At 69.4% G+C, this 24,760-nt stretch carries 22 protein-coding genes and 1 pseudogene; 13 read left to right on the top strand and 10 right to left on the bottom strand.

Annotation, left to right across the window (positions count from 1 at the left end; translation table 11 throughout):
* Positions 1 to 145: 145 nt before the first annotated feature.
* The 3 genes from Q9G87_RS48790 to Q9G87_RS48780 form a co-directional block, all read right to left on the bottom strand.
* Complete coding sequence (locus tag Q9G87_RS48790) at positions 146 to 397, bottom strand: ABC transporter permease family protein (RefSeq protein WP_305923510.1); 252 nt, start codon at positions 395 to 397, stop codon at positions 146 to 148.
* Between the two features lie 74 nt (positions 398 to 471).
* Positions 472 to 1,767: an RNA-guided endonuclease InsQ/TnpB family protein gene (locus Q9G87_RS48785; protein ID WP_305923509.1), complete on the bottom strand. Its 1,296-nt coding sequence runs from the start codon at positions 1,765 to 1,767 to the stop codon at positions 472 to 474.
* Positions 1,768 to 1,852: 85 nt separating this feature from the next.
* Positions 1,853 to 2,029 carry a hypothetical protein gene (locus Q9G87_RS48780; protein ID WP_305923508.1) on the bottom strand — a complete coding sequence of 59 codons (177 nt, stop codon included), beginning with the start codon at positions 2,027 to 2,029 and terminating at the stop codon, positions 1,853 to 1,855.
* 379 nt (positions 2,030 to 2,408) lie between these two features.
* On the opposite strand from Q9G87_RS48780, the gene Q9G87_RS48775 reads away from it, so the two are divergent.
* The 3 genes from Q9G87_RS48775 (at position 2,409) to Q9G87_RS48765 (ending at position 8,612) form a co-directional block, all read left to right on the top strand.
* The gene (locus Q9G87_RS48775; protein ID WP_305923507.1) at positions 2,409 to 5,300 is read left to right on the top strand and encodes a CBM35 domain-containing protein; all 2,892 of its coding nucleotides are present in this window, start codon (positions 2,409 to 2,411) and stop codon (positions 5,298 to 5,300) included.
* Positions 5,301 to 5,437: 137 nt separating this feature from the next.
* Entirely contained in the window at positions 5,438 to 6,604 is a 1,167-nt protein-coding gene (locus tag Q9G87_RS48770; protein WP_305923506.1) for an ROK family transcriptional regulator, read from the top strand.
* Position 6,605: 1 nt separating this feature from the next.
* Positions 6,606 to 8,612, top strand: coding sequence for a glycoside hydrolase family 36 protein (locus Q9G87_RS48765; RefSeq protein WP_305923505.1), 2,007 nt, complete (start codon positions 6,606 to 6,608; stop codon positions 8,610 to 8,612).
* On the opposite strand, the gene Q9G87_RS48760 is transcribed toward Q9G87_RS48765, so the two are convergent.
* The 3 genes from Q9G87_RS48760 to Q9G87_RS48750 are packed head-to-tail and all read right to left on the bottom strand — an operon-like array spanning position 8,582 to position 13,155.
* Positions 8,582 to 10,162: a hypothetical protein gene (locus tag Q9G87_RS48760; RefSeq protein ID WP_305923504.1), complete on the bottom strand. Its 1,581-nt coding sequence runs from the start codon at positions 10,160 to 10,162 to the stop codon at positions 8,582 to 8,584. The two genes, Q9G87_RS48765 and Q9G87_RS48760, sit on opposite strands and share 31 nt — an antisense overlap.
* Before the next feature lie 9 nt (positions 10,163 to 10,171).
* Entirely contained in the window at positions 10,172 to 11,413 is a 1,242-nt protein-coding gene (locus Q9G87_RS48755) for a carbohydrate-binding protein (protein WP_305923503.1), read from the bottom strand.
* The gene (locus Q9G87_RS48750) at positions 11,410 to 13,155 is read right to left on the bottom strand and encodes a glycoside hydrolase family 97 protein (RefSeq protein WP_305923502.1); all 1,746 of its coding nucleotides are present in this window, start codon (positions 13,153 to 13,155) and stop codon (positions 11,410 to 11,412) included. The genes Q9G87_RS48755 and Q9G87_RS48750 overlap by 4 nt, the downstream gene beginning before the upstream one ends.
* 178 nt (positions 13,156 to 13,333) lie before the next feature.
* Between Q9G87_RS48750 and Q9G87_RS48745 the strand changes: the two genes are divergently transcribed.
* The 8 genes from Q9G87_RS48745 to Q9G87_RS48710 all read left to right on the top strand — a co-directional run bounded on the left by Q9G87_RS48745 (position 13,334) and on the right by Q9G87_RS48710 (position 21,514).
* Complete coding sequence (locus Q9G87_RS48745) at positions 13,334 to 14,644, top strand: alpha-L-fucosidase (RefSeq protein WP_305923501.1); 1,311 nt, start codon at positions 13,334 to 13,336, stop codon at positions 14,642 to 14,644.
* 25 nt (positions 14,645 to 14,669) lie between these two features.
* A complete protein-coding gene (locus Q9G87_RS48740) occupies positions 14,670 to 16,088 on the top strand; it encodes an ABC transporter substrate-binding protein (RefSeq protein WP_305923500.1) in 1,419 nt (472 codons plus the stop codon).
* Positions 16,085 to 16,975, top strand: a complete 891-nt coding sequence (locus tag Q9G87_RS48735; RefSeq protein ID WP_305923499.1) for a carbohydrate ABC transporter permease — start codon at positions 16,085 to 16,087, stop codon at positions 16,973 to 16,975. The genes Q9G87_RS48740 and Q9G87_RS48735 overlap by 4 nt, the downstream gene beginning before the upstream one ends.
* A gap of 8 nt (positions 16,976 to 16,983) precedes the next feature.
* Positions 16,984 to 17,886 (top strand): carbohydrate ABC transporter permease, encoded by a 903-nt coding sequence (locus Q9G87_RS48730; RefSeq protein WP_305923498.1) that lies wholly within the window; start codon positions 16,984 to 16,986, stop codon positions 17,884 to 17,886.
* A gap of 49 nt (positions 17,887 to 17,935) precedes the next feature.
* Complete coding sequence (locus Q9G87_RS48725; RefSeq protein ID WP_305923497.1) at positions 17,936 to 18,232, top strand: cupin domain-containing protein; 297 nt, start codon at positions 17,936 to 17,938, stop codon at positions 18,230 to 18,232.
* A complete protein-coding gene (locus tag Q9G87_RS48720) occupies positions 18,229 to 19,113 on the top strand; it encodes an aldo/keto reductase (RefSeq protein WP_305923496.1) in 885 nt (294 codons plus the stop codon). The genes Q9G87_RS48725 and Q9G87_RS48720 overlap by 4 nt, the downstream gene beginning before the upstream one ends.
* A gap of 79 nt (positions 19,114 to 19,192) precedes the next feature.
* Positions 19,193 to 19,675: a hypothetical protein gene (locus Q9G87_RS48715; RefSeq protein ID WP_305923495.1), complete on the top strand. Its 483-nt coding sequence runs from the start codon at positions 19,193 to 19,195 to the stop codon at positions 19,673 to 19,675.
* A gap of 108 nt (positions 19,676 to 19,783) precedes the next feature.
* Positions 19,784 to 21,514 carry a cytochrome c oxidase assembly protein gene (locus tag Q9G87_RS48710; protein ID WP_305923494.1) on the top strand — a complete coding sequence of 577 codons (1,731 nt, stop codon included), beginning with the start codon at positions 19,784 to 19,786 and terminating at the stop codon, positions 21,512 to 21,514.
* Here Q9G87_RS48710 and Q9G87_RS48705 read toward each other — a convergent pair.
* The 3 genes and pseudogenes from Q9G87_RS48705 to Q9G87_RS48700 all read right to left on the bottom strand — a co-directional run.
* A complete protein-coding gene (locus Q9G87_RS48705) occupies positions 21,496 to 21,582 on the bottom strand; it encodes an arginine deiminase family protein (protein WP_371825939.1) in 87 nt (28 codons plus the stop codon). The two genes, Q9G87_RS48710 and Q9G87_RS48705, sit on opposite strands and share 19 nt — an antisense overlap.
* Before the next feature lie 96 nt (positions 21,583 to 21,678).
* Positions 21,679 to 22,056 (bottom strand): zinc ribbon domain-containing protein, encoded by a 378-nt coding sequence (locus Q9G87_RS60995; protein WP_452452119.1) that lies wholly within the window; start codon positions 22,054 to 22,056, stop codon positions 21,679 to 21,681.
* Positions 22,057 to 22,064: 8 nt separating this feature from the next.
* Positions 22,065 to 22,943: pseudogene (locus Q9G87_RS48700) on the bottom strand (RNA-guided endonuclease InsQ/TnpB family protein); the annotation flags it as partial.
* Positions 22,944 to 22,965: 22 nt separating this feature from the next.
* Between Q9G87_RS48700 and tnpA the strand changes: the two are divergent.
* The gene (gene tnpA / locus Q9G87_RS48695; protein WP_305923493.1) at positions 22,966 to 23,382 is read left to right on the top strand and encodes an IS200/IS605 family transposase; all 417 of its coding nucleotides are present in this window, start codon (positions 22,966 to 22,968) and stop codon (positions 23,380 to 23,382) included.
* 51 nt (positions 23,383 to 23,433) lie between these two features.
* On the opposite strand, the gene Q9G87_RS48690 is transcribed toward tnpA, so the two are convergent.
* Positions 23,434 to 23,790, bottom strand: a complete 357-nt coding sequence (locus Q9G87_RS48690) for an amino acid permease (RefSeq protein WP_305923492.1) — start codon at positions 23,788 to 23,790, stop codon at positions 23,434 to 23,436.
* 141 nt (positions 23,791 to 23,931) lie between these two features.
* On the opposite strand from Q9G87_RS48690, the gene Q9G87_RS48685 reads away from it, so the two are divergent.
* Positions 23,932 to 24,753 carry an SAM-dependent methyltransferase gene (locus Q9G87_RS48685; protein WP_305923491.1) on the top strand — a complete coding sequence of 274 codons (822 nt, stop codon included), beginning with the start codon at positions 23,932 to 23,934 and terminating at the stop codon, positions 24,751 to 24,753.
* Positions 24,754 to 24,760: the final 7 nt, after the last annotated feature.

Here is a 24,760-nt window from a genome sequence, read left to right as displayed (position 1 = left end):
CGTCAACACCTGGAACGATCCATTGTTTAGGAAAGTTTCCTAACTCGAATCGAGTGCGTGCACGTGGACAGCCCGCCGCACCTCATCAGTCGGCGGGACGTTCGACAAGGCCCATCAGGGCGTTGGAGCGAGACATAGGATGTCTTCAGCCCTTGGTCGCGCCTCCAGTGAGCCCCTTGACGAAGTGCTTCTGCAGCAGCAGGTAGAAGATGAGGATCGGCAGCGTCGCCAGGAACATGAGGGCGAACATGCCGCCGAAGTCGGCGGCGTACTGGCCGAGCGACTTGTACACGCTGGCGGTGGCCGGCCGCAGCAGCGGCGACGAGCGCCACCTCAGCCGTTGGCGTCGCCGCAGGCGCACTCCTGGACGGTGAACGTCGGCGCGTAGGAGGTCCACGGGCCTCAACTCCACGGGATCGACGGCGGCGGGAATGGCCGCGCCCCTGAGGAGTATTGAAGTGCTCCCCACTGCTAAGGCCGGGGGATTTCAGCCGGTCCGGGACTCGCCGCAGCGAGGTCGGGGGCCGCTGTTGCTTGGCGGTTCACCTTCCGGCCCACGCGGTTGCGTGGTTTTCGCGCCCCAGCCCGCGCGGCCGATCTGGCCGTCGCGAGCTCCGCCCTCCCGGCGGTGAGGATGTTCTTGGCGGCGTTCACATCCGCATGGTCCACATGGCCGCAGGCTGTGCAGACGAAATCCGCTTGGCTCTTGCGGGACTTCGCATCCACATGCCTGCACTGGTCGCAGGTGACAGACGTGTACGCCGGGTTAACAGTGATCACATTCGTGCCGGTGTAGCGGGCCTTGCTTCGCACGGCCAGCTCGATCCGATGCCAGCCCTTGTCCAGGATGGCCTTGTTCAGGCCCGACTTGGCGGCGGCCCCGTTGGACAGGTAGGCCCCCGGCCGATCGGGATCCGGCCGTGGCGCGACAGTCTTGGTCATGTTCTGGATCTTCAGCGCCTCGAACATGATCAGGTCGTGCTCGAGGGTCAGCACGTGCGCGGTCTTGGCCGCGAAGTCCTGACGTCGCCTGCAGATCCGGGCCGAGAACGCTCGCAACCTTTGAGCGGCGCGTCGGCGGCGGTTGGATCCTTTACGGGTGCGGGACAGGTCCTGCTGCAGCTTGGCGGCATGCTGCACTTCCCGGTCAGTGGCAAACACCTGGTGATGGAACCGCCCCGCGCTGGTGGTCACGATCTTTGCCACGCCGCGGTCGACGCCGATCCCGGTGCCTGGTTTGGCATGCCGAGCGGGAGTCTGCCGGCCGTCGTCGACCAGGAAGCTGATGAACCAGCGCAGCCCCTCGCGTAGCACGGTGGCGTTTTTGATCGGCCCGCCGAGCGGGCGACTCCAGCGGAAGCGGACCCAGCCCAGCTTGGGCAACTTGGCCCGCGCCCAGCGCCGGTTCAGCCGCTCCACCACGATCTTGCCGCCCTCGGGAAACCGGAACGACGGCCGAGTGCGAGTCTTGGACTTCCAACGCACCTTCCACGTGCCATGCTTGGCGCACGCATCATCCAGGTCGATCAGAGTCTGCTGCAGGCAGTGCCCGGGCACCTCGGCCAGCCACTGCAGGCCCGGCTCGGCCTTGGCCTCCACCAGCTGCCGCGCCTGCTCGTGATAACCGATGAACCCACCCCGCCGCCGGTAGGTGCGGCGCTGCTCCAGCGCGGTGTTCCACACCGCACGGCACGCCCCGCCGATCCGCTCGGCGAACGCCGCCTGCTCACCAGTGAGATCCAGCAGATATTTGCGTCCGGTCAGCACGGCAGCTCACCGGCTCTTCTGGTCACGACGAACCGCGTGACCCCATCTTGACAGGCGCCACCCACGGTGGCCGCCGAGGAGTTGGTCAACACGCTGGACCGACGGCTTTTCCGGTACGGAAGCCCTCGCGCAACACTCGGCAGGTGCGCTTGGCAGCCTTGCCCGGCCGGTAACCACCGTGCTGGGGATACACCGCGACCAGTGGGTGCAGATGGTCAGACATGACCTCCAGCTCCACCAGCCACTCCTCTTCCTCGATCACCTTGCCGATGAGCCTTCTCGAGCTGCCCTGGTCCCGCGCCCCCGATCTGAGCAGCCCGCGCTCCCCTGGCGGTGCATAGCGCGAGGAGGAACCCAAGCTCGAATACCGCTCACCTGTTCGACCGATGCTCACGCTACCGTTACAGAACGCGACACTGCAAGTTGTTTTCGTTACAGCATGCTCAGCGCCAGCGCCTTCCACTCCGGACTTACCCCGTGGCCGAAGCCAGAGTTAGCGGCGTAAACGTCCGATCGCATTGACTCCCTGATAGGAAAATCGCCCAAAGAGTGGCAGAGAAACATGCCTTGACCGCATCGCCGTCCCGCAGTATTCATCGGATGTCTAGCAAGATGGCCACCTCCGTGAGGGAGCGATCCCGGTGAGACCTCGAGCCCGTGCCGCCACCCTTCTCTTCGCATTGATCCTGACCCTGCTCGTCGCCCCCGCCGCCCGCGCGGAGGTCGAGCACCCCCGGCAGCAGTGGTTACGCGACTCCACCGCGGGCTTGTTCCTGCACTGGGGCATGTTCACGGCGCCCCGCCATCTGGACTGCGCGGCCTGGGAGCGCGACGTCACGGAGGGCGGCTGGACCGCGGACTATTGGGTCGACGAGGCCCGCAAGCTGGGTGCCTCGTACATCGTCCTGGCCACCTTCCACAGCAGGCTCGGCTACGCGCGCCCGTGGCCGTCGGAGATCCCCGGCAGCTGCGCGACGAAGCGGGACCTGCTCGGCGAGCTGGTGAACGCCGGCAAGGCGAAGGACGTCCGGATCATCCTCTACATGACCGACGACCCCCAGTGGCACAACGAGCAGGGGGTGGAGACACTCGACTCCGCCGCCTACTCCGCCTACAAGGGCCGCCAGGTCGATCTGACCACGCGCGCCGGGTTTGGCATGTACAGCTACGACCTGTTCTTCGAGGTCATGGAGAAATATTCGGATCTGGCCGGATTCTGGATCGACAACGACAACGAGTACTGGGAGCAGAACAAGCTCTACGAGCAGATCAGGGAGAAGCGGCCGTCCTGGTTGCTGAGCAACAACAACGAGGACACGCCCATCATGGACACGGTCAGCAACGAGCAGAAGACCGGCATGACCCCGTCCTACGACTACCCCCAGGCGGCGTGGACGCCGATGCCGCGCCTGGTGGAGGCCGACTACAAGCTGCCCACCACCGGCGACTGGTGGTACGACGGCGGCAACCACCCCGTGGACTTCCGGCTCAGCACCGGCCGCTACATCACCAACGCCGGCTCGTCGATGAAGTCGCTGATGGCCGAGACCCCGATGGTCAACGGACGCTTCCCGCCGCAGCAGGAGGCGTTCAACGCCTTCATGTCCACGTGGGTGCCCCCGATCAAGGAGTCGCTGCAGGCCACCGAGGGCGGCGGCTACATGTACGGCGGCATGCGGCCCGGCTTCTGGAACGACGGCGCCCACGGCGTGATCACCATCTCCCGCGACGGCGCCAAGGTCCAGTACGTGCACGTGGTGACCAGGCCCAGCACCGACATGGTGCGGCTGCGCGACAACGGCTACCGGGTGACCCGGGTGAGCGACCTGCGCACCGGCGAACAGATGCGCTTCAGCCAGTCCGGCGGCCATCTGGCGATCCTCGGCATCACCCGATGGGACCAGTACGACACCGTGTTCAAGGTCGAGACGGCCGGCCGGCAGCACTTCTACGACCCGTCCACCCTCAAGGCCGCCGCCTCGTCCGCGCGCGAGGGGCACCCGGCCGCCGCCCTCGTGGACGGCAGCTTCCAGGACTACTGGGACAGCGACGCGCAGCTCCCGGTGTCGGTGACGCTGGACCTCGGCCGCGCCCGCAAGGCGTCCTCCCTGGCGGTCAACCAGCGCGAATGGTCGCCCACGTATGCCAGGGAGACGTTCGGGCGCCCGGAGGACTCCGCGCGGATCAAGGACTATCGGGTCTACGTGAGCGACGACGGCAAGCGGTGGGGCGCGCCCGTGCGCGCCGGCGCGCTGCCGAGCGCGCGCGGCGTGCAGGTCATCGACGTCGGCGAGCAGCATGCCCGCTACATCAAGCTGGAGGTGCTGAACACCTGGGCTGGCCCGCAGGCGCCGCGCTTCGTCCGGCAGTTGCAGATCGACGAGATCCAGGTGGCGCACGGCTACCCGCTGTCGCCGGCCACCCCCGTCCCGCTGGAGGCCGAACGCCAGCAGCGCTCCGGCACGGCCCGGCTCGACGCTTGTGCGGCGTGCTCCGGCGGCGCGCAGGTCACCGGGCTGGGCGGCGGCTCGCGCAACGCGATCACGTACCGCGAGGTGACGGTCGCCGAGGCCGGTGATCACCGGATCCAGATCGACCACACCACCGCCGCGGCGACCTCGCTGTCGGTCTCGGTCAACGGCGCCACCCCTGTCAAGGTGGCGGTCACCGGGGACAACGCGGGCGTTCCCGCCGCCACGGCACTCGCCGTGCCGCTGCGCGCGGGAGCCAACACGATCACGGTGTTCAGCGACGCCGCCAAGGGTCCGGGCGTCGACAGAATCGCGGTCGCGCCCCTGCCACCCACCTCGTACGTGCCCAAGACGACCATGACCGTGGACCCGTCCGGGCTGCAGTGGGCAGGCCCCGGACAGCAGTCGATGAAGGTGTCGGCCAAGCTGCGCCTGGACGTCGAGGACGCGCTCGACCAGGTCGAGCTGGCCCCCGCCGCCCCCGCCGGGTGGACGGTCGAGGGCGGCCCGGCCACGGCGGCCACCCTGCGGCTCGGGCAGACGCTGGAGGGCTCCTGGACGCTCACCTCGCCGCCCGGCCAGGACGTCGCCTCGGCCGACATCCCGATCAGGGCGTCGTTCCAGGTGCTCGGCCGGCCGAACACGGTCACCAGGCAGCTCCGGGTCCGGCTGCGCCCCGCCGACCGCGTCTTCATGCGCGAGGCCGAAGACTCCCGCAACCAGCTCGGCAGCGCGGGCATCACCAACTGCGGGCCGTGCTCGGGCGGGCAGAAGGTACGCAACCTCGGCGGCGGCCCGGACGCCTACGTGTTGTTCGAGAACGTCACGGTGGACACGGCCCGCCAGTACACGCTGTACATCGACTTCACCGTCAACGGCGAGCGCTCGTACTTCGTGACCGTCAACGGCGAGCCGCCGATCGAGGTGAAGGTGAGCGGCACCGGCAACAACACCCCCTACACGACATCCGTGCCGGTCACCCTGCGGGCGGGGGCCAACACCATCAAGACCCACAACGACACGGCGGCGGCGCCCGACCTGGACCGGATCTCCCTGGGCTGACCACTCCCCTCCGCCGCGTTCGTCGTCGTCCGTCCCACGCTGAGCCAAGCGGACGACGACGAACCCGGCGTAAAGACGTCCTATGTCACGGTCCAATTCAATTCTTGAGGAAGTTAATTAGTGCTACGATTACCGCCATGCATCCTCGGCTCACCACCACCCGCGCTGAGGCCACCGTCTTCACCATGGTGCTCACCCAGGGTCCGGTGACCCGAGTGGAGATCGCCAGGCGCAGCGGGCTGTCGTCCGCCGCCGTGACCAAGGCCGCCCGCCCGTTCATCGAGGCAGGTTACCTGGAAGAGCTGGAGGCCACGGAGCGTACGGCGCCCGGCGCGGGGCGGCCGGCCAGCCCCCTGATGATCAGGGCGGACCGGGAGTTCTTCGCCGGCGTGAAGATCACCGATGACGAGCTCATCGGCGTCATCACCGACCTGCGGGCCCAGCCCCTGGTGTCGGCGCACCGCCGCCTGGCGACCACGTCTCCCGAGGGCGTGGTCGAGGCACTGGCCGAGCTGGTCGCCGACCTGCTGGCCGGCGATCCGGCCTACGGCGAGCGCTGTCACTGGCTGGGGCTGGCCGTGTCCGGGGATGTGGACAAGGCGCTCGGGCTGGTGCGGTACTCCCCCTTTCTGGGCTGGCGGCAGGTTCCGCTGGCGCGGATGGCCGGCGCGGCGACGGGACTCAACGTCACGGTCGATAACGACGTCCGGTCGCTCACCGTGGCCGAGCAGTGGTTCGGCGACGGCGTGGGGGCGTCGTCGTTCGCGCTGGTCACGGTAGGGGCCGGCATAGGGTGCGGGCTGGTGGCCAACGACCGGGTGGTGGCCGGCTCGCACGGCGTGGCCGGGGAGATCGGCCACATCCCGGTCGGCGGTGAAGAGCCCGAATGCCACTGCGGCGGGCGCGGCTGCGTCGAGGCCATCGCTGGGAGCGCGCCCATCGTGGCGGCCGTGCGTGCGGTCACCGGCGACGCGTCGCTGACCATCGACGCAGCCATCGACGCCGCGCACGCGGGGAACCCGGCGGCGCGGGAGGTCTTCGCCCGAGCCGGGCACGCCATCGGGCTCGGCATCGCGGCGATGGCCAATCTGTTCGGACCGGAGCGGATCATCGTGACCGGCGATGTGCAGGGGCTTGCGGCGTACGACCTGTTCGAGGAGCAGATCAACCGGTCGTTCGCCAGCCAGGCGTTCGGCGCGGCGGCCGACTGCCGTCTGCTGCTGCGGCCACGGACCTTTGAGCAATGGGCCCGCGGCGCTGCCGCGGTCGCCATCCAGACCCTCTTCACCTCCCAGGAGCGCTGACTTGACCGCCGCTTCCGGTATCTGGCAGCCACACGACGGAACGCCACGGCCACCGGAGGAGATGCGCTTCCAGGCGGCCGGCCTCACCTTCACCTGCACGGCCACCCCCTTCCCGCCGCCACTCGCCACCGCCGCCCCGGAGCCGACCTCAGCCGGAGGCGACGCGGGCCGAGCGCCCGGTGCCTCAGGCGACAGGGGTCAAGCGGCCCAGGCTGGGCAGGGCTCGACCTCCCCGGAGGCCGCGCCCGACTCCACGGGCATCGCGCCCGACGGCACCGAGCCGGGCGGTGCGATCAACGCCGGAGCCGGGGTCTTGGGGAGCGGTGAAGGCGGCGGGGCGAGGTGGGTGGTTGCCGAGACTGCCCCAGGCGTGCTGGAGGTGCGGGTCACCCCCGAGAGGGCGGCCACGGTACGGGTGGCGTGGCGCGTGCCGTGTGTGGACGCTACCGCGTTCTGGGCCGCCGACGGCGGCGAGCATCGCGGGTTGCCGCCGTTCTGGCGGCGCCCCCGCACGGCGGCTCTGGAGAAGAACGCCCCCGTGGGATGCCTGGTGGGAGCCGGGGACGTGGCGCTGTGCACGTACGCCGCCGCCGAGGTCGTCAGGCCCGTGCGCACCCGCACCGGAGTGGTGGAGGAGACCGGCGAGTTCGGGTTCTGGGTGGAGCACGAGGCCGAGCCGGGGAAGGGGGTGGTGCTCCGGATGGACCTGACCCGCCGGCACTTCGCGACGACGCTGGCCGAGGTCGCCGAGTGGTGGGGATCGCGGAACGGCCTGGCCCGCGACGTCCCGCGGGCCGCGCGCATGCCCGCCTACTCCACGTGGTACGCCATGCAGCAACACGTCGACGCCGCGAGCGTGGAGCGGCAGGCGGCCCCGGCGGCCGAGCTGGGCTGCGAGGCGATCATCGTGGACGACGGCTGGCACAGCGACGACCGGGGCCGCGGCTACGGCTACGTCGGCGAATGGGAGCCCTCCCGAACCTCATTTCCTGATATTTCGGGACACGTGGCGAAGGTTCGCGGCGAAGGCCTCGCCTACCTGCTCTGGTACGCCCTGCCGTTCGTCGGCCGCCACACCGCGCTCTGGGACCGCGTGCGACCGTACACGCTGGCCTACAAGGAGCACATGAACGCCGCCATCGTCGACCCGCGTTACCCCGTCATCCGAAAGCTGCTCGCCGACCACGTCACCCGGGCGGTAAGGGAGTGGGGCATGGACGGTCTCAAGATCGACTTCATCGACCAGTTCGCGGTCGAGGACCCGCCGCCGCCAGGCCCCGAGGCCGACTGCGCCACGGTGAACGAGGGCGTGCGCAGGCTCCTCGCCCAATTGCCCGGCGACTGCCTGGTCGAGTTGCGCCAGCCGTACGTGAGCCCGGGCCTGTGGCCGTACGCCACCATGATCCGCGCCTCCGACTGCCCGCTCAGCCCCGCGCACAACCGGCAGCGCACCGTGGACCTGCGCCTGATCGCCGGCCCGCTGGCCGTGCACGCGGACATGCTGATGTGGCACCCGGACGAGAACCCGCAGCGGGTCGCCGGCCAGCTGATCAACGTGTTGTTCGCGGTCCCGCAGATCTCGGTGGACCTCACCGCGCTGACCCCGGCGCAGGAGGAGGCGCTGCGGTTCTGGTTGTCGTTCTTCAGGGACCACGCCGACGTGCTGCAGCGGGGCCGGTTCGAGCCCGCCCGGCCGGACCTGGCCTATCCGCAGGTGACGGCGCGCTCGGACGACACGGTCATCACCGCCAGGTACGCGCCGATGCCCGTCCGCGTTCCCGATACCGGCACGTTGTGGCTGGCCAATGGTGATGCCTCCGCCGACGTGCTGCTCCAGGTCGCCACGCCGGGCACGGCCCGGGCCACCGTGGTCGACTGCCGGGGCCGCACCGAAGGCGACGAGCTGGTCGACCTCGCCCCCGGGCCGGTGGAGGTCACCGTGCCCGAGGGCGGGCTGCTGCGGCTGGAGCGGCAGGGTCAGGCGGGGCGCAGCCGGTCCCGCAACTGAGCCTCGTAGAGCGAGGGCGGGAAGAGCCCGGGCTGGCCGGTGCCCTCGATGTAGCCGGCGGGCTGCTGGAAGGGCCCGTCGCCGGTGATCGTCCCGCGGCAGCCGATGGCGTAGTTCTGCGCGGTCGGCGGCTTCTGGACGATCAGCCTGCTGGTGGCGACGTCGCAGTTCCAGGCCACCGAGTGGGCCGCGGACCAGCCGTGCGAGGTGCCGTAGCGGCCGCGGTTGTACAAGCCCAGCGTGTAGTCGTAGTGCGGGTCCACGTCCCGGTGGCCGTCGAACAGCAGGCCCTGTGACCAGCGGCGGTGGCCCTCGCTGGAGTTGAGCGCGTATTCGGCGGTGCCGCGCAGGAACACCACGCCGGAGACCGTGCTGTGCCCGTTGGAGACGAAGGCGTGCCTGGCCTTGTAGGCGTGGCAGTCGCGGAAGAGCACCTGCTGGGAGTAGGTGTAGGTGTTGAAGTTGTAGCGCCTGCTGCCGGTCACGATGCTGACCGGGTCGATGGCCCGGCAGTTCTCGACCGTGGCACGGGTCGTCTCCTGGGTGGCGACGCCGGCCTGGGTGAAGTGCAGCATCGTGCAGTCGCGCACCCACGAGTCCTCGGTACGCAGCAGCACGATCGCGTTGTAGGCGTGGTCCTCGTCCTGCTCGGGGTCGCCGTGGTATTCGATGTCCACGCGCAGCCGTTCCACGCCCACCTCGGTGACGAGCCCGGCCCTGTCCCACGTGTAGAGGTAAGAGGTGGCGTGGGCGCGGTTGAGGTGGTTGAAGACCGGCACGTCGATCGTCACGACATTTCCGGACACGTCGCGGACGTAGCGATTGTAGATGATCGGGTGCTCGCCGACCTTCCAGGGCGGCCCGACGTCGTGACCTCCGTAGTCGATGGCCTTGAGCCACTCCTCGGTGCAGGGGTGCGTGATGACGACGTTGTCGCCGGGGCGCAGCGCGCCCGGGCTCGCCACCTCGAACGAGCGCGATCCCACCTGCACGAACCCGGTGGTGATCTCGGTACGGGTGCCCGGGACCTCGCCCTTCCAGCCGCCGCCCGCGACGCCGCCGGCCACGATCACGTTGCGGTCCTTGGGGTTGTTCCCGGTCGCCTTGATGATCGTGTTGCCCGACGGGTCCTCGCCGTCGCCGAGGCCGCGTAACACGGTGCCACTGGCGCGCACGTACACCGTGCCCGCCACCGGGTACACGCCCGGCAGCAGGAGCAATGCGCCGCGGCGGGCACGCGGCAGTGCCCCGATCGCGTCAAGAGCCGCCTGGATGTGGGCGGTGTTGTCGCCCTCGATGGGCCGGATCGTCTTGACGACCGGCACGTGCGGGATCGGCCGCTCGCCGTTGCGGTAGCCGGCGTGGCTGAAGTCGGGGACGCGGTTGGCCTCGGCGTCCTGCTCGTAGGCCAGCCGCCCCCACCGGTCGTAGTGCACGAGCCGGGACTGCCACGGCTGCGTGGCGGCGGCGGGCCGCGCGCCGGCCGCCGCGGTCAGCGCCAGCGCGCCGCCTGCGGCCAGCACGGCCCGCCTGCTGAGGTCATGTGCCATGGGGATCCCTCACTTGATGACGATTTTGTCGAGCTCAGGCGAGCGCGCGGTGTGGCTGTAGAAGCGGATCGTGTTGACCCCGGCCACCAGGTCCACCTGCACGGTCGCAGTGGTCACCGTGTCCTTGGTCCCGGTCATCGGCACCTGGATCGCATCGCCGCCGTTGACGCTGACCGCGTACGTCTGGGAGCCGTCCACCAGCGCGTGCACGGTCATCTGCCTGGTCCCGGTGGTCTCCGACAGCACGCCCCTGACCACGGCGTAGTCGTAGACGTTGCCGCCGATGAGGATCACCTTCCGCCCGCCGGAGCAGACCGCGCAGTAGGCGGGCTCGGCCGCGCCCTCCCACACGTTGCCGGCCCGCTCGGCCTCGTACGTGCCGGGGCTCCGGTCCGGCGGCGGCAGCGTGACCGGCGGCGTCGCAGGCCCGAACTGGTCCGCCTTGAGGTCCTTGACCAGCAGGTAGGTCTCCTGCAGCCCCGCGCTCCTGATGCTGCGGTAGATGCCCCACTTGGGCCGGTTGTACTGCTCCGGCGTCCACCACAGGTCGATGTTCCCGACCTTCTGGTCGACGATGGTCCGCGACCCGTCCCAGAGCACCCATCGCATGTAGCCGTCGTCGGCGGACTTGAGCTCGATGGTGACGCCGACCCACTTGTTCTGGATCGGCTCCAGGTCGGCGGTGGCGAAGTCGTGGGACTTGTTGTCCTCCAGCGTCCAGTACCGCGCCGCGATCTTCGGCACGCCGTTGACGACCGGCAGCGACAACTGCGCGACCGGGGTGCCGATGTCGGACGTCTTCAACTGCCAGATGTGGGTGAAGCCGGTGGTCGCGTCGAGCGTGTCCGGAATGTACATCTGGTACGTGATCCGCCACGTCTCGTCCTTGCGCATCTCCAGCGGCCGGCCGTCGGCGGCTCGCATGCCGCGTACCTCGTTCCGCATGCGGTCGGAGCCGTCGCGGTCCTCCAGGTGCGCGTCGAACCGCCAGGCGTTGCCCGCGACGTAGACGTGCGGCTGGCCCTCGGGGTGCGAGCCGCGCCGGTCGTCCTCAAGCGCCTCGAACGCTTTCACGCCGTCCCGCCACGGGCTCGGACTCCACCGGGTCTCCCAGCGCGGCGCCCCGGCCCCAGCTCCATGCCCGTTCCCCGCCGCGTCGCCGGCCTGGGCCGACGGGGCGGCGGCGAGGAGCAGCGCGAGGGCGCTGGTGAGTGCCAGGGCGGCTAAGACGCCCCCTCGTCGTTCGGTCATGAGAGTGTTCTCCTCAGGTGCAGCGTGAATCCGCCGTTCGGGGCGACGGCGAGGTCGAGCTTGCCCCCGGCCGGGACCGTGACGGTCTCGGTGGCGATCCGGTCGCCGGGGGCGTCCTGGTAGATCTCGGCCGTCCACTCCCCCTCGTCGAGGAAGTCGAACGGCACGGTGAGCGTGCGGGCCTCACCGGACACGCCCGCGCCGACGTACCACTCGCCGCCGCTCCTCCTGGCCAGCATGATGTGGTCGGCGGGGTCGCCGGACAGCAGCCGCGTGTCGTCCCACGCGGCTGGGACGGTGGACAGCAGCCGCAGCGCCTCGGGCCGGGCCTGGTAGGCCTCGATGGAGTCGGCGAAGTGCTGGATCCCGGACTCGAAGAGCACCGACAGGGCGAGCTCGAATCCGGCCGAGATGGCCCGCACCGCGGTGAACGTGCACGGTGTGAAGTCCATCGGGCCCTGCACGTTGCGGGTGAACGCCAGCGACAGGTAGTGGGTGGCCGGGTAGAGCGGCTCCTTGCCGGGCTTCGGCTTGATCCATTCGGCGCCTTTGACCGCCTCGGCGGTCATGAACTGCGGCCAGGTGCGCTCGGTGCCGCGCGGGATCGTGCCGCCGTGGAAGACCACCATGAGCCGGAGCCGGGCGGTGGCGGACAGGATGGCGTCGAACCAGCGCATCCGGTCCTGGCCGTCCGACTCGGTGAAGTCGATCTTCACGCCGACCGCGCCCCACTCCTTCCAGAGCGCGAGCTTCTCGCGGTGCTCCAGCTCGGTGTCGACGTGCTGCCAGTGCGACCAGAGCCAGACGCCGACACCCCGGTCGCGGGCGTAGGCGATCAGCTCGGGCATCCACTCCTTGTTCCAGCCGGCGTCCGCCAGCAGGTACGGCCAGCCGTTCGCGGCGGCGAAGTCCACCCAGCGCTTCTGGGCCTCCAGGTCCCGCGTGGAGGGTCCGTCGGACCACCACGACCAGGCGGCGGCTCCGGGCCGGATCCAGGAGGTGTCCTCGACCTCGGACGGCGCGGCGAGGCTGGTGACCAGGTCGCTCTCGACGATCGTGGCCAGATCACCGACGATCATCGTGCGCCACGGGGTGACGAGCGGGCTGGCCGTGGTCACGTACGGGTCCGGCAGGTCGAGGCGGAAGGCGTGACCGTCGAAGCGCAGGCGGGAGCCGGCGTATCCGGCGTCCAGGTTCGACTCGGTGATCAGCATCCAGGCGTCGCCGGCCTGGAAGAGCGACGGGTAGCCGTACAGGATGGGCTCGGCGCCGGCCACCGTGGTGTGCCGGTGGATCTCCTCGTAGTCGCAGCGCCCGTTCTCGTACGGCAGCAGGACCGCGCGGGCGTCACCCGGCACGACGTACTCCGAGATCTCCTCCACCACGGTCACCGGACCGGTCCAGGGAATCACGTAGCGGTAGGCCACGCCGTGATCGCCGATCCGGATTTGCAGGTCGAGCCGGTGCCCGCCCGCGGTGAACGACAACGTCCATTCGCCGGCCGCGTACCGATGCTCGCGCCGTTTCCCGGTCACCGTCCGGTAGGACTCCTCGACCCGCCGCTCGGACATCCCGGCCGCGACCAGCTCCGTGCTCAGATCCGCGTGGGCGGTGCGGACGCCCAGCCTGGACGGCTCCAGCACGGTCCGTCCCGCGTGCCGCAGCTCCAGCGTGAGCTCGCCCGCCGCGGACAGGTCGAGCACCGCCTTCAGATCCCCGTCGCTCAGCGTCCAATTCGGCACGTGACCCTCCATGGTGAAAGAGATAGGAGGAGTAGATCGCGTCCTGCCGCCCGGTGACGGCGCTGCCGCTCCGGCCACGCAAGGCACCCGACGCTCCTCACAATGCGCAAGAGCCTAGGTTGCGACGGGTTTCAATTCAATTCTTGACGAAGTTAATTAGTCGGTCTACGGTGCGGTCATGCCTCACGGACTGTCGCCGCAGGACCACACGACCCCCGCTATACATCCGACCTCTAGTGCCCGGCTGGCGGAGTTCCGTGAGCAACGGTTCGGGTTGTTCATCCACTGGGGCCTGTACGCGCTGGCCGCCCGGCACGAGTGGGTCAAGCAGCGGGAACGACTCACGGACGAGCAGTATCAGCCGTACTTCGACCATTTCGCCCCCGACCTGTTCGACCCGGACGCGTGGGCGGAGGCGGCGGCCGGCGCCGGCATGCGCTACATGGTGCTGACGACGAAGCACCATGACGGCTTCTGCCTGTGGGACTCGGCCTACACCGACTACTCGGTCGCGCACACGCCGTACGGCAAGGACCTCGTCGGCCCGATCGTGGAGGCCTTCCGCGCCCGCGGGCTCGGGGTGGGCTTCTACCACTCGCTGATCGATTGGCACCACCCGCACTTCCCGATCGACGGCCTGCACCCGGCGTACGTCGAGGGTGCGACTACTCCCGATGACCGAAATATCGGGCAATACCAGTCCTATTTGCACAACCAGGTTGAAGAGCTGCTTACCCGCTATGGCCGAATCGACACTATGTGGTTTGACTTCTCCTACTCGAAGCGGGTCAGGAACGGCACGCGCACACCCGGCGGCAAGGGCGCCGCGGACTGGCGGTCGGAGGAGCTGGCGGCCATGGTCCGCAGGCTGCAGCCGGACATCCTGATCAACGATCGCCTGGAGATCCCCGGCGACTTCACCACGCCCGAGCAGTTCCAGCCGCCCGCCCCGCCGGCCGAGGTCTGGGAGGCCTGCCAGACGCTCAACGGCAGCTGGGGCTACGACCGCGACAACCTCGACTACAAGCCGGTGGACCTGCTCGTGCGCATGCTGATCGACACCGTCGCCAAGAACGGCAACCTGCTGCTCAACGTGGGGCCCAACGGGCGCGGCGCGTTCGAGGCGCGGGCGCTGGAGTCGCTGCGCGGCATCGGCGCGTGGACGCGGCTGCACGGCCGCTCCATTTACGGCGCCGGTCCGAGCACGTACGAGGCGCCGCCGGACTGCCGCTACACCCAGCGCGGCGACCGGCTCTACGTGCACCTGTTCGCCTGGCCGTACAAGCATCTGCACCTGCCCGGGCTGGCGGGCAAGGTGCGCTACGCGCAGTTGCTCAACGACGCCTCGGAGATCCGCGTCCTGGCCCCCGACCCGGCCGTGGACAGCGGGCACACGAAGCTGGGCGCGCTGCCGCCCGGCACCCTGACCCTGCAGCTCCCGGTGCAGCGACCCGACGTGGCCGTGCCGGTGCTCGAGCTCTTCCTGTGAAAGACCCCCCCACGGAGATGACCCCATGGAGATGAACCGTCGGCAGATGCTGGCCCTGGCGGTGGCCGCCGCCGCGCTGTCCGCCTGCGGCGACAGCCGCCAGCAGAAGCAGGCCGCGGCCCCGGTCAAGTCCGGCGCCCAGGTGATCGACCCCAACCGTCCCAGCAGCGACGACTGGCCGTTCGAGGAGGCCGAGCAGCTCAACAACTCGCTGACCTGGCCGAAGACGAACGTCCCCGACCCGGCGTCCAAGGTCGTGATCACGCTGGCGTTCACCACGGACGCCGTCACCGAGGTACGCAACGCGCAGTTCGACTTCTTCTTCAAAAAGCGCCATCCGAACATCGAGATCAAGCGCGAGTCGGCGACGTTCGATCAGTTCCTCACCAAATACATGGCGCAGGCGGCCGGCGGCACGCTGCCCGACGTGCTCTACAACCACTACTCCTGGACGCAGAACCTCATCGCCAACAAGGTCCTGCAGCCGCTGGACGACTACATCGCCAAGACGCCCGATTTCGACATGGACGACATCCCGCAGCGCGGGCTGGGCTACTTCCAGCGGGACGGCGCGCTGTACGGATTGCCCACCGACATGGCGCCCAAGCTGCTCTTCTACAACAAGGACCTGTTCGACAAGGCCGGGCTGGACTACCCGGACGAGACCTGGACGTGGGACAAGCTCTTCGAGACGGCCAAGAAGATGACCAGCGGGTCGGGCGTGGAGAAGATCTACGGCGTCTCGCCGATGCCGAAGCCGTCGCCCGACCTGAGCTCCGTTTACCTGCTGCCGTTCGGCGGGCGGTTCCTGGACGCGGCCGAGTCGAAGGTGACGATCGCCGAACCGGCCGCCAGGGACGTCATGGCCCGCTGGCTGGACCTGCTGCTCAAGGACAAGGCGACGCCGAGCCTGGCCGAGCTGCAGCTGCTGGAGAAGGTCGATCCGTTCAAGTCCGGGCACGCGGCCCTGTTCGTCAACGGCGCGTGGGTCATGCTGGAGCTGTCCAAGCAGAAGGCGTTCAAGTGGGGCGCCACGCAGGTGCCCAAGGGGCCGGAGGGCCGCACCACCCCGGCCGTGGGCAGCGCGCTGGTGATGGCGGCCTCGTCGCAGAACAAGGACGCCGCCTGGATCTACATGCACGAATACCTGTCGGCCTCCGGCTACAAGTTCCGCCAGATCGCCGCGCCGGCCCGCCAGTCCGCGTGGGAGGACACCGCCAAGGCGCTCGGCATCCCGGCGGAGGAGGCGGACCTGGTCAAGAAGATCATGGCCGACTACGCCTCCGACGACGGCGTGCTGCGGCTGCCGGCCAACAAGAAGGTCGTGGACACCGCCCTGCCGATCTGGGAGCGGGCGCAGCTCGGCAAGATCAGCGTGGACGACGCGCTGAAGGAGATGGTCGACAAGGTCACGCCGGTCCTGAGCGAGAACAAGATCGCATGACCGCCGTCAGCCCGCTGGCGCGTCGTGAGGCCCGGCGTTTTCACCTGTTCGTCTCGCCGTGGCTGATCGGGTTCGTCCTGTTCAGCGCGGGCCCGATCGTCGCCGCCGTGGTCCTGAGCTTCATGAAGTGGAACCTGCTGCAGACGCCGGCGTGGGTGGGGTTCGGCAACTACGAGCGCATGTTCAACGATCCCGAGTTCTGGGAGTCGATCGAGAACACGGTGCAGTACGGCCTCGGCGCGGTGGCGCTCGGCGTGACGTTCACGTTCGTGCTGGCATTGCTGCTCAACCAGCCGCTGCGGTTCCAGGGCCTGTTCCGGACCGTGATGTACCTGCCGTCGGTGGTGTCGGGCCTGGCCACCGCGCTGCTGTGGATCAACATCCTGCACCCCGACTACGGGCTGATCAACAAGCTGCTGGCCTCGGTCGGCATCGACGGACCCGGCTGGCTGGCCTCGCAGGAGTGGGCCATCCCCGGGCTGGTGCTGATGAGCGTGTGGGGCGCGGGCAACACCATCGTCATCTACCTGGCCGGCCTGCAGGGCATCCCGAAGACGTTGTACGAGGCGGCGGAGATCGACGGGGCCGGGTGGTGGCGCAGGTTCTGGAACGTCACGGTGCCGATGATGTCGCCGGTCATCTTCTTCAACGTGGTGACCGGGTTCATCGCCGCGTTGCAGAGCTACGTGCTCATCCTCGTCATGACCGAGGGCGGACCCGGCAACGCCACCATGGTGCTGGGGCTCTACATCTACCGGCAGGCGTTCGTCTACTTCGACATGGGCTATGCGGCCACGCTGTCGTGGGCCATGTTCGTGCTGGTCATCATCGTGACCGCGATCCAGTTCAGCCTGGCCAGGCGCTGGGTGCACTACGAGTTCAAGTGAGGTCCCCGATGCTCCTCGAGACCGCGGCCCGGCCCGCGCGTACGAAGCCGGGCCCGTCCCTGACGTCCGAGCAGGCCGAGCACATCAGGCGGATCCGGCGCAGCGGGGCGTACGTCCTGCTGATCATCAGCTCCGCGGTGTTCCTGCTGCCGTTCTTGTGGATGCTGACGACCTCGCTCAAGTCCGACGCCGACAACCTGGCCTTCCCGCCTCAATGGCTCCCGGACTCCTTCCACGTCGAGAACTACGTCAAGGGCTGGACGGGGTCGCTGCCGTTCACCAGGTTCCTGCTGAACACGATCCTGATCACCGCGCTGTCCATGGCCGGGAACCTCATCTCGTGCGTGTTGCCCGCCTACGCCTTCGCGCGGATGCGGGCGCGGGCGGCCGGCATCATGTTCACGGCGCTGCTGGCCACGATGATGATCCCGCGTGAGATCACGCTGGTGCCGAAGTTCATCATGTTCTCGAAGCTCGGCTGGGTGGATACGTATCTGCCGCTGGTCGTGCCGGAGTTCTTCGGCGTGGCGCTCTACATCTTCCTGCTGCGGCAGTTCTTCACCACGATCCCGCAGGAGCTCATCGACGCCGCCCGCATCGACGGGGCCTCGGAGCTGCGCATCCTGTGGAGCGTCATGCTGCCGCTGGCCAAGCCCGCGATCGCGGCGATCTGCCTGTTCTCCTTCGTCGGCAACTGGAACCAGTATCTGGAGAACACCCTTTACCTGCGCTCGATGGAGAAGATCACGCTCGCGCAGGGCCTGGGCATGTTCAGCGGCCAGTACGTCACCCAGTACAACCAGATGATGGCCGTCGCGCTGCTGTCGATGCTGCCCATCCTCATCGTCTTCTTCCTGGCTCAGAAGACGTTCATCCGGGGCGTCACGCTCACGGGTATCGCAGGAAGGTAATCCGACGACCTCACCGCCATCGACCAAACCGCGAAGGAGACGGACGTCCATGCGTAGGAGCACACTGGCGGCCATGGGAGCAGGGCTGTCCCTGCCCGGGTACCGAGTCGAGTCCGGCGGGGTCTCAACGATGCCGCCCGGCCGGATCAGCCACGCCAAGGGCCCGCACACCCATCCGGATCCGGAGATCTTCCTCATCCTCTCCGGCACCGGAAAGATCCACATAGACGGTGAAATTTCGGATTTCGCCGGGGGTGATGTGCTCATCGTGGAGGCCGGTGAGGACCACCACCTGGAGGCGCTCTCGGACGTGGTCACCGCCTGGCTGCACGTGGAGCCCGCGTGACGTCGCCCGTCCCGCTCCCCCGCGTCGGCCTGGGCGGGGGCCCGCTCGGCAACTACCTCCTGACCATCTCCGACGCCGAGGCCCAGGCGGTGATGGACACGGCCTGGGAGTGCGGCATCCGGTACTACGACACCGCTCCGTTCTACGGGCTCGGGCTGTCGGAGCGGCGTATGGGCCGCGCGTTGCGCGAGCGCCCACGTTCGGCGTTCATCCTGTCGACCAAGGTCGGACGGCTCGTACGGCCGGGGCCGGGCGACAACGGCGGCTTCGCCGTGCTCGGCGACCGTCACGTCGAGTGGGACTTCAGCCGCGACGGAGTGCTGCGCAGCGTCGAGGAGTCCCTGGACCGCCTGGGCCTCGACCACGTGGACATCCTGTTCATCCACGATCCCGACCGCCACTGGCCCCAGGCGCTCGACGAGGCCTATCCCGCGCTGGCGGAGCTGCGGTCGCAGGGCGTCGTCCACGCGATCGGCGTGGGCATGAACCAGTCGCCCATGCTGGTGGACTTCGTCAAGCTCACCGACCTGGACCTGCTGCTGGCCGCCAACCAGGCCACGCTGCTGCGCCGGACGGCATTCGACGAGCTCCTCCCGCTCTGCCAGGACCGCGGCATCTCGGTCATCGCGGCGAGCCTCTTCCACCGCGGGCTCCTGGCCGCCGCCGAGCCGCCCGCGGACGCTCCCGCCGAGGTCCGCACCCTGGCCGCGGCGTGCGCCCGGCATGACGTGCCGTTGCCGGCCGCGGCCCTGCAGTTCCCGCTGCGGCACCCGGCCGTGCACACGGTCCTCGTCGGCGCCCACGCCCCGGCGCAGGTCACCGCCAACCTCCAGGCCCTGGACCGGCCCGTCCCCGTCGCCCTCTGGGACGAGCTGGGCTGATCTCGCGCGGGGACCTGACCTTCAGACCGCCTGAAGCTTGCGCTAGGCTTCAGGCGAACTGAAGGTTGGAGGAGTTCCCATGGATCATGTCCTGCTGTCGATACACGTGCTCGCAAGCATTGTGTTCGTCGGCGGCTCGGCCGTCGCCGCGAGCCTGTTTCCTCGCTACGCGCCGCTCGCCCCGGCCGCGGGCCCGCCGGATGAGCCAAGTCCGGCCGCGGGCCCGCCGGGTGAGCGGAGTCCGGCCGTGGCCGCCTTGCTGCACCGCATCACCGGCGGCTACGCCGCCTTCGGCCTCATCGTCCCGGTCGCCGGGATCGCGCTGGCCCTCGTCCAGGGCCGGATGGGCGAAATCTGGATCAACGTCGCCATGGTCCTCACCATCGTGGCGGGCGGCCTGCTGGCCACGCAGATCTACCCGCGCCAGCGCGCGGCGCTCAGCTCGCCCGATGACGGCCGGAGGCTCCGGACGCTGTCGATGCTCGCCGGCGTCTACAACGTCGTGTGGGCGGTCGTCGTGGTCCTCATGATCGTCCGCCCCGGCGCGGCGCCGCCCGCCTGACCCGCACGCAGCACACCTCCGCCCCTCTCCGAACGATCCGCGCCACCGCCGTGGGCGGGTGAACCGGCGGGGCCGGCCCTGCGTACCCCTCGTATGCGGTGGAAGACGGTGTATGCCGGGTTCGCGGTCGGTGTGGTGGTCGCGGTGCTGCGGTTCGGCGGCGGCGCGGGTGCGCCGGCGATCCCCGGCCTGCCCACGGCGGGTCCGCTGACGGACTGGGGGCTGCCGCTGACGCGGTTCCTCCACGTCGTGTGCGCGGTCGCCTGCGTGGGCACGCTGCTGGCCGCCGTGCTGGCCCCCGCCGGGTCGGCCGAGCCTGCGCGGTGCCTGCGCGCGGCGGGCTGGTGGGCGCTGGGCTGGGCGTTCACCACGCTGCTGAGCTACGTCCTGACGTTGTCGAGCTTCATCCCGATGCCGGTGGCGGAGCTCCTCGCCACGCCCGGCCGGCTGAATATCGGCACGCTGCTCCCCCAGACCCAGGCCCTGCTGGTCGTGCTGGGCGTGACCTTCGTGGTGGCGGCGGCCACGTACGCACGGCGGCTGCCCCGGTGGATCCCGCTGGCGATCGCCGTGTTCGGGCTGCTGCCGCCCGCCTACGTGGGCCATGCCGCCTCGGCCGCCGACCACGACCTCGCGGTGTCGGCGCTGATGGCGCATCTCGTGGCGGCCTCGTTGTGGGCCGGCGGCCTGGGCGCGCTGCTCGTCCACTTCCGCCGCTCGGACGACCTGCCGGTGGTGCTGCCCAGGTTCAGCACGATCGCCTTGTGCTGCTTCGCCGCGGTGGCCTTCTCCGGCCTGGCCGGCGCGTGGGTGCGGCTGGGCGCGCCGTCCGATCTGTGGCGGACCCCGTACGGCCTGCTCCTGCTGGCCAAGGTGGCCACGCTGGCGGTGCTCGGCTGGTTCGGCTGGAACCACCGGCGCCGCACCGTCATGGGCGTCGCCGACCGCGGGGTACGCGGCACGTTTGTCAGGCTCGCGGCAGGTGAGGTCGTTGTGATGGCGGCGGCGGCGGGCCTGGCCGTGGGCCTGTCACGTACTCCCCCGCCGGCAGGCGGCGAAGGATCGGGGCATGGCGCGCTGGGGTACGACCTCGCGCCGTTCTCCCCTGGCGCGCTGATCAGCGAGGTGCGCCTGGACGCGTTGATCATCCTGCTGCTGGCGTTGCCCGCGGCCGCGTACCTGGTCGGCCTGCGCAAGGTTGCGGCGTGGCCGTCCGGCCGCACGTTCGCCTGGTACGCCGGGCTGGCAATGGCCGCACTGGTCCTGGTCGGCGGGGTCGGCGGCTACGCGCGGGCCATGATGTCGGTGCAGGCGCTGCAGCATGTCGTGCTCGCCGTCGTCGTTCCGCTTCTGCTGTGCGCGGGCGCGCCTGTCACGCTGGCCGGCAGGACCGTCATGGGCTTCAGCAGGCCTGCCGTTCTGACGGTCGCCTACCCGGCGCCGTTCCTGCTGCTCTACGCGACGGGGTGGCTGCCCTGGTCGCTGGACGAGTACGCCGTGCACCTGGCCACCGGTCTGCTATTCCTCGGGCTCGGGCTGGCGGTGTCGTGGGTGCTGGCCGGCGCGGACCCGTTGCCCGGATCGCTCTCCTGGGCGGCGCGGGTCCGGCTGCTGGCGGTGGTGGCCGGCACGCACCTCGTTGTCGGGACGTACCTGCTGGCCGGGCCGCCGATCGCGGCGGACTGGCTCACCCTCGCGGCCCCGCCGGGCGCGCCGGACCTCCTCGCCGACCAGCGCCTGGCAGGGGCGGTCTACCTGCTCGTCCCGCTGCTCGCCCTCACACCGGTGGCGGTGCGGCTGGGCGCGCGGGCGCGGGCGTCTCAGATGGCGTCGCGTTGAATCGGGCAGGTCATGCAGTGGGTGCCGCCGCGCCACTTGCCGAGTTTGAAGCACTCGATCTCGATCACCTCAACGCCGTGCTCGCGGAGTTTGCGGTGAACTGGTTCTTGTGTTGACGCGCTCCTCGGTCTGAAGCCCGGGGATTCGGCCTGCGCCTTCGCCGTTCAGGCGGCGGCGCTTCCGTGGCTTCCTGTTTCATCGACCGTGCCCCACCGTCCACGCCGAAGTGTGGATGGCGGGGTCTTACCGGTCTCCGCAGGCGTTTTGAGTCCCCGCTTCCCGCCCGTCTCAGGTGCGGGTTTCCGTCCAGCGGCGACCAGCCGTCTGCCCTCCTGCTGGAGGTTGATGGCAGAGTTGACGTCCCGGTCGTGGAGGGTGACGCATGCGCTGCACGTCCACGATCGGACGTGCAGCGGCAACGCGGCGACCACGGTGTGGCAGGCCGAGCAGCGTTTGCTGGAGGGGAAGAACCGGCCGGCCTTGACCAGCGTCCGCCGTGCAGCTTGGCCTTGTACTCCAGCATGCCGACGAACTGGCCCCACCCGGCGTCGTGCACGCTCTTGGCCATCTTCGTGCGGGCCAGTCCCTTGACCGCCAGATCCTCCACGTAGATCGCTTGGTTTTCGCGGATCAACGTCGTGGACAACTGGTGGTGGAACTCGCGGCGCGCGTCGGCGACCTTGGCATGCTGGCGGGCCAGCGCGTCCCGGGCCTTGGCCCGGTTGGCCGAGCCTTTCTCCTTCCTGGACAGCGCCCGCTGCAGGCGCTTGAGCTTCTTCTCCGCGCGGCGCAGAAACCGCGGAGAGTCGATCTTTGTGCCGTCCGGCAGGACCGCGAAATGTCCCAGCCCCAAGTCGATGCCGGCGTCTGCCTCCACCGGGGGCAGCGGCTGGGGGGCGGCCTCGACCACGAACGAGGCGAAGTACCGACCGGCCGCGTCCTTGGTGATCGTCACCGACGACGCCGGCGCGGGCAGGTCCCGGGACCAGCGCACCGCCACCTCGCCGATCTTCGGCAGGCGCAGCCTCCCGCCTGCCGTGATCTTGAACTTGGCGTTCTTGGTGAAACGGATCGCCTGCCGGTTGTCCTTGCGGGACCGAAACCGAGGCGGCCCCAGCTTCGGGCCCTTGCGCCGACCGGCCAGCGAGTCGAAGAAGTTGCGGAACGCGGTGGTGCAGTCGGCCAGCGCCTGCTGCAGCACCACCGCCGACACCTCACCCAGCCAGGCCCGCTCCGGCGTCGCCTTCGCCTTCGTGATCACCCGCACGGACAGTTCGGCGTCGGTGATGAACGGCTCCCCGTTCTCGTACGCCTGGTTACGCAAAGCCAGAGCGTCGTTGAACACCACCCGGGCGCACCCGAACGCCCGCGCCAGCGCGATCCGCCGGCTTGGGGTCGGGTCGAGCCGGTAGGCGTAACACAGCCGCACACCATGCTCCTATCATTGGTTTATGGCCGAAGATGGAGACATCAGGACCGGTAGGCACTGCATTTTCGTACTCCACGCACATTTGGTCTTCATCACCAAATACCGGCACCAGGTGTTCACCCGAGCCCACCTGGAACGCATGGAGCAGATCATGCGGGACGTGTGCGCCGACTTCGAGACCGAACTGGCCGAGTTCAACGGCGAGGCCAACCACGTGCACCTGCTGGTGACCTTTCCACCCAAGGTCGCCATCTCCCGGCTCGTCAACAGCCTCAAGGGCGTCTCCTCCCGCCGGATGCGGCAAGAGTTCCCTGAACTGACCCGCCACTACTGGCGGGCCAACAAGCTCTGGTCAGGCTCCTACTTCGCCGGATCGGTGGGCGGGCCCCCGCTTTCGGTCATGCGCCAGTACATCGAGCTGCACAACCGGCCAGTGTGATCCGCGCGGACGCCGTTCCGCCTTGGTTGCGCAACGGCTGTTCGTGCCCGGCTACGCGGGCCGGTCCGCTTCACGCCCGGCCTGAAGCTGAAGGCCGGAGCACTGCGGACGATCCCGGTACCCGAACACTGAGAAGAAGCCGGGGAACTGGCCGAACCCGGCCTTGGCGTAGGCATACACGCCGGCGTCCAGCTGCGGCTTGCGTACGGCGAGCGTCTGGAACACCAGGGCCAGCATGAGCATGCCGACGCCGGCGATCAGCCACGCGACCAGAGTCCCGAGGACGCCGGTGGCCTGGGCGAAGTCACGCGGCAGCGAGAACACCCCGGCGCCGACCATCGACCCGACCACCATCGCGGTCAGCACCGGCAGCGGCATCTTGCGTACGGCCTCGGTCTGCGTGGTCACCTTCGCGGCGTACCCGGACACAAACGACGAGAGTGTCGGGAAACCGTCAAGTTCCTCTCTGCCGGCGCACCTACCAGATGCACCCATGGAGTCCGCGCTATCTTGAAAGCCCGCAAACGCCGTATATGAGGTGGAGCGCTCGTGACGGAAGACTCGTCCCCTCCGGACCCGGACCTGCTCGCCAGGATCGACACCACCCGGCCGCATCAGGCCAGGGTCTGGAACTACTGGCTGGGGGGGAAGGACAACTATCCGGTCGACCGGGAAATGGCCGCCAAGCTGAAGGAGGCCTACCCCGGCATGGAGGACATCGCCCGGCACGCCCGGGCGTTCCTCGGGCGGGCGGTCCGGTTCCTCGCCGGCGAGGCCGGCATCCGGCAGTTCCTGGACATCGGCACCGGATTGCCGACCGTGGACAACACCCATGAGGTGGCGCAGGGCGTGGCCCCGTCCAGCCGCGTCGTGTACGTCGACAACGACCCCCTCGTGCTGGTGCACGCCCGCGCCCTGCTCACCAGCGACCCCCAGGGCGCCTGCGACTACATCGAGGCCGACGTGCGCGACCCGGACGCCATCCTGGCGGCCGCGGGCAAGACGCTGGACTTCGCCCAGCCGACGGCGGTCATGCTCTTGGGCGTGATGGGCACCATCATGGCCGACGATCAGGCATACGCGCTGGTGAAGCAGCTGATGGACGCGCTGCCGTCCGGCAGCTACCTGGTGTTCGAGGACGGCACCAACGTCATCAAGCCGGAAGCGGCGGCCGAAGCCGAGCGGCTGCGCGAGCGCGGCGAGGGTTACCAGTACCGGCTGCGCTCCCCCGCCGAGATGGTCCGGTTCTTCGACGGGCTGGAGCTCGTGGAGCCGGGCGTCGTGTCCGTTTCCCGCTGGCGGGTGGAGTCGGACGTGTTCGGCTTGCCCGCCGAGGTGGACGCGTTCTGTGGGGTCGCCCGCAAACCGTGACGGCCGC

It is taken from the genome of Nonomuraea turcica, from assembly GCF_030718205.1.
Classification (GTDB): Bacteria; Actinomycetota; Actinomycetes; order Streptosporangiales; family Streptosporangiaceae; genus Nonomuraea.
Note: the sequence above shows the minus strand (reverse complement) of the source record. Positions and strands in the feature narration are given on the sequence as shown.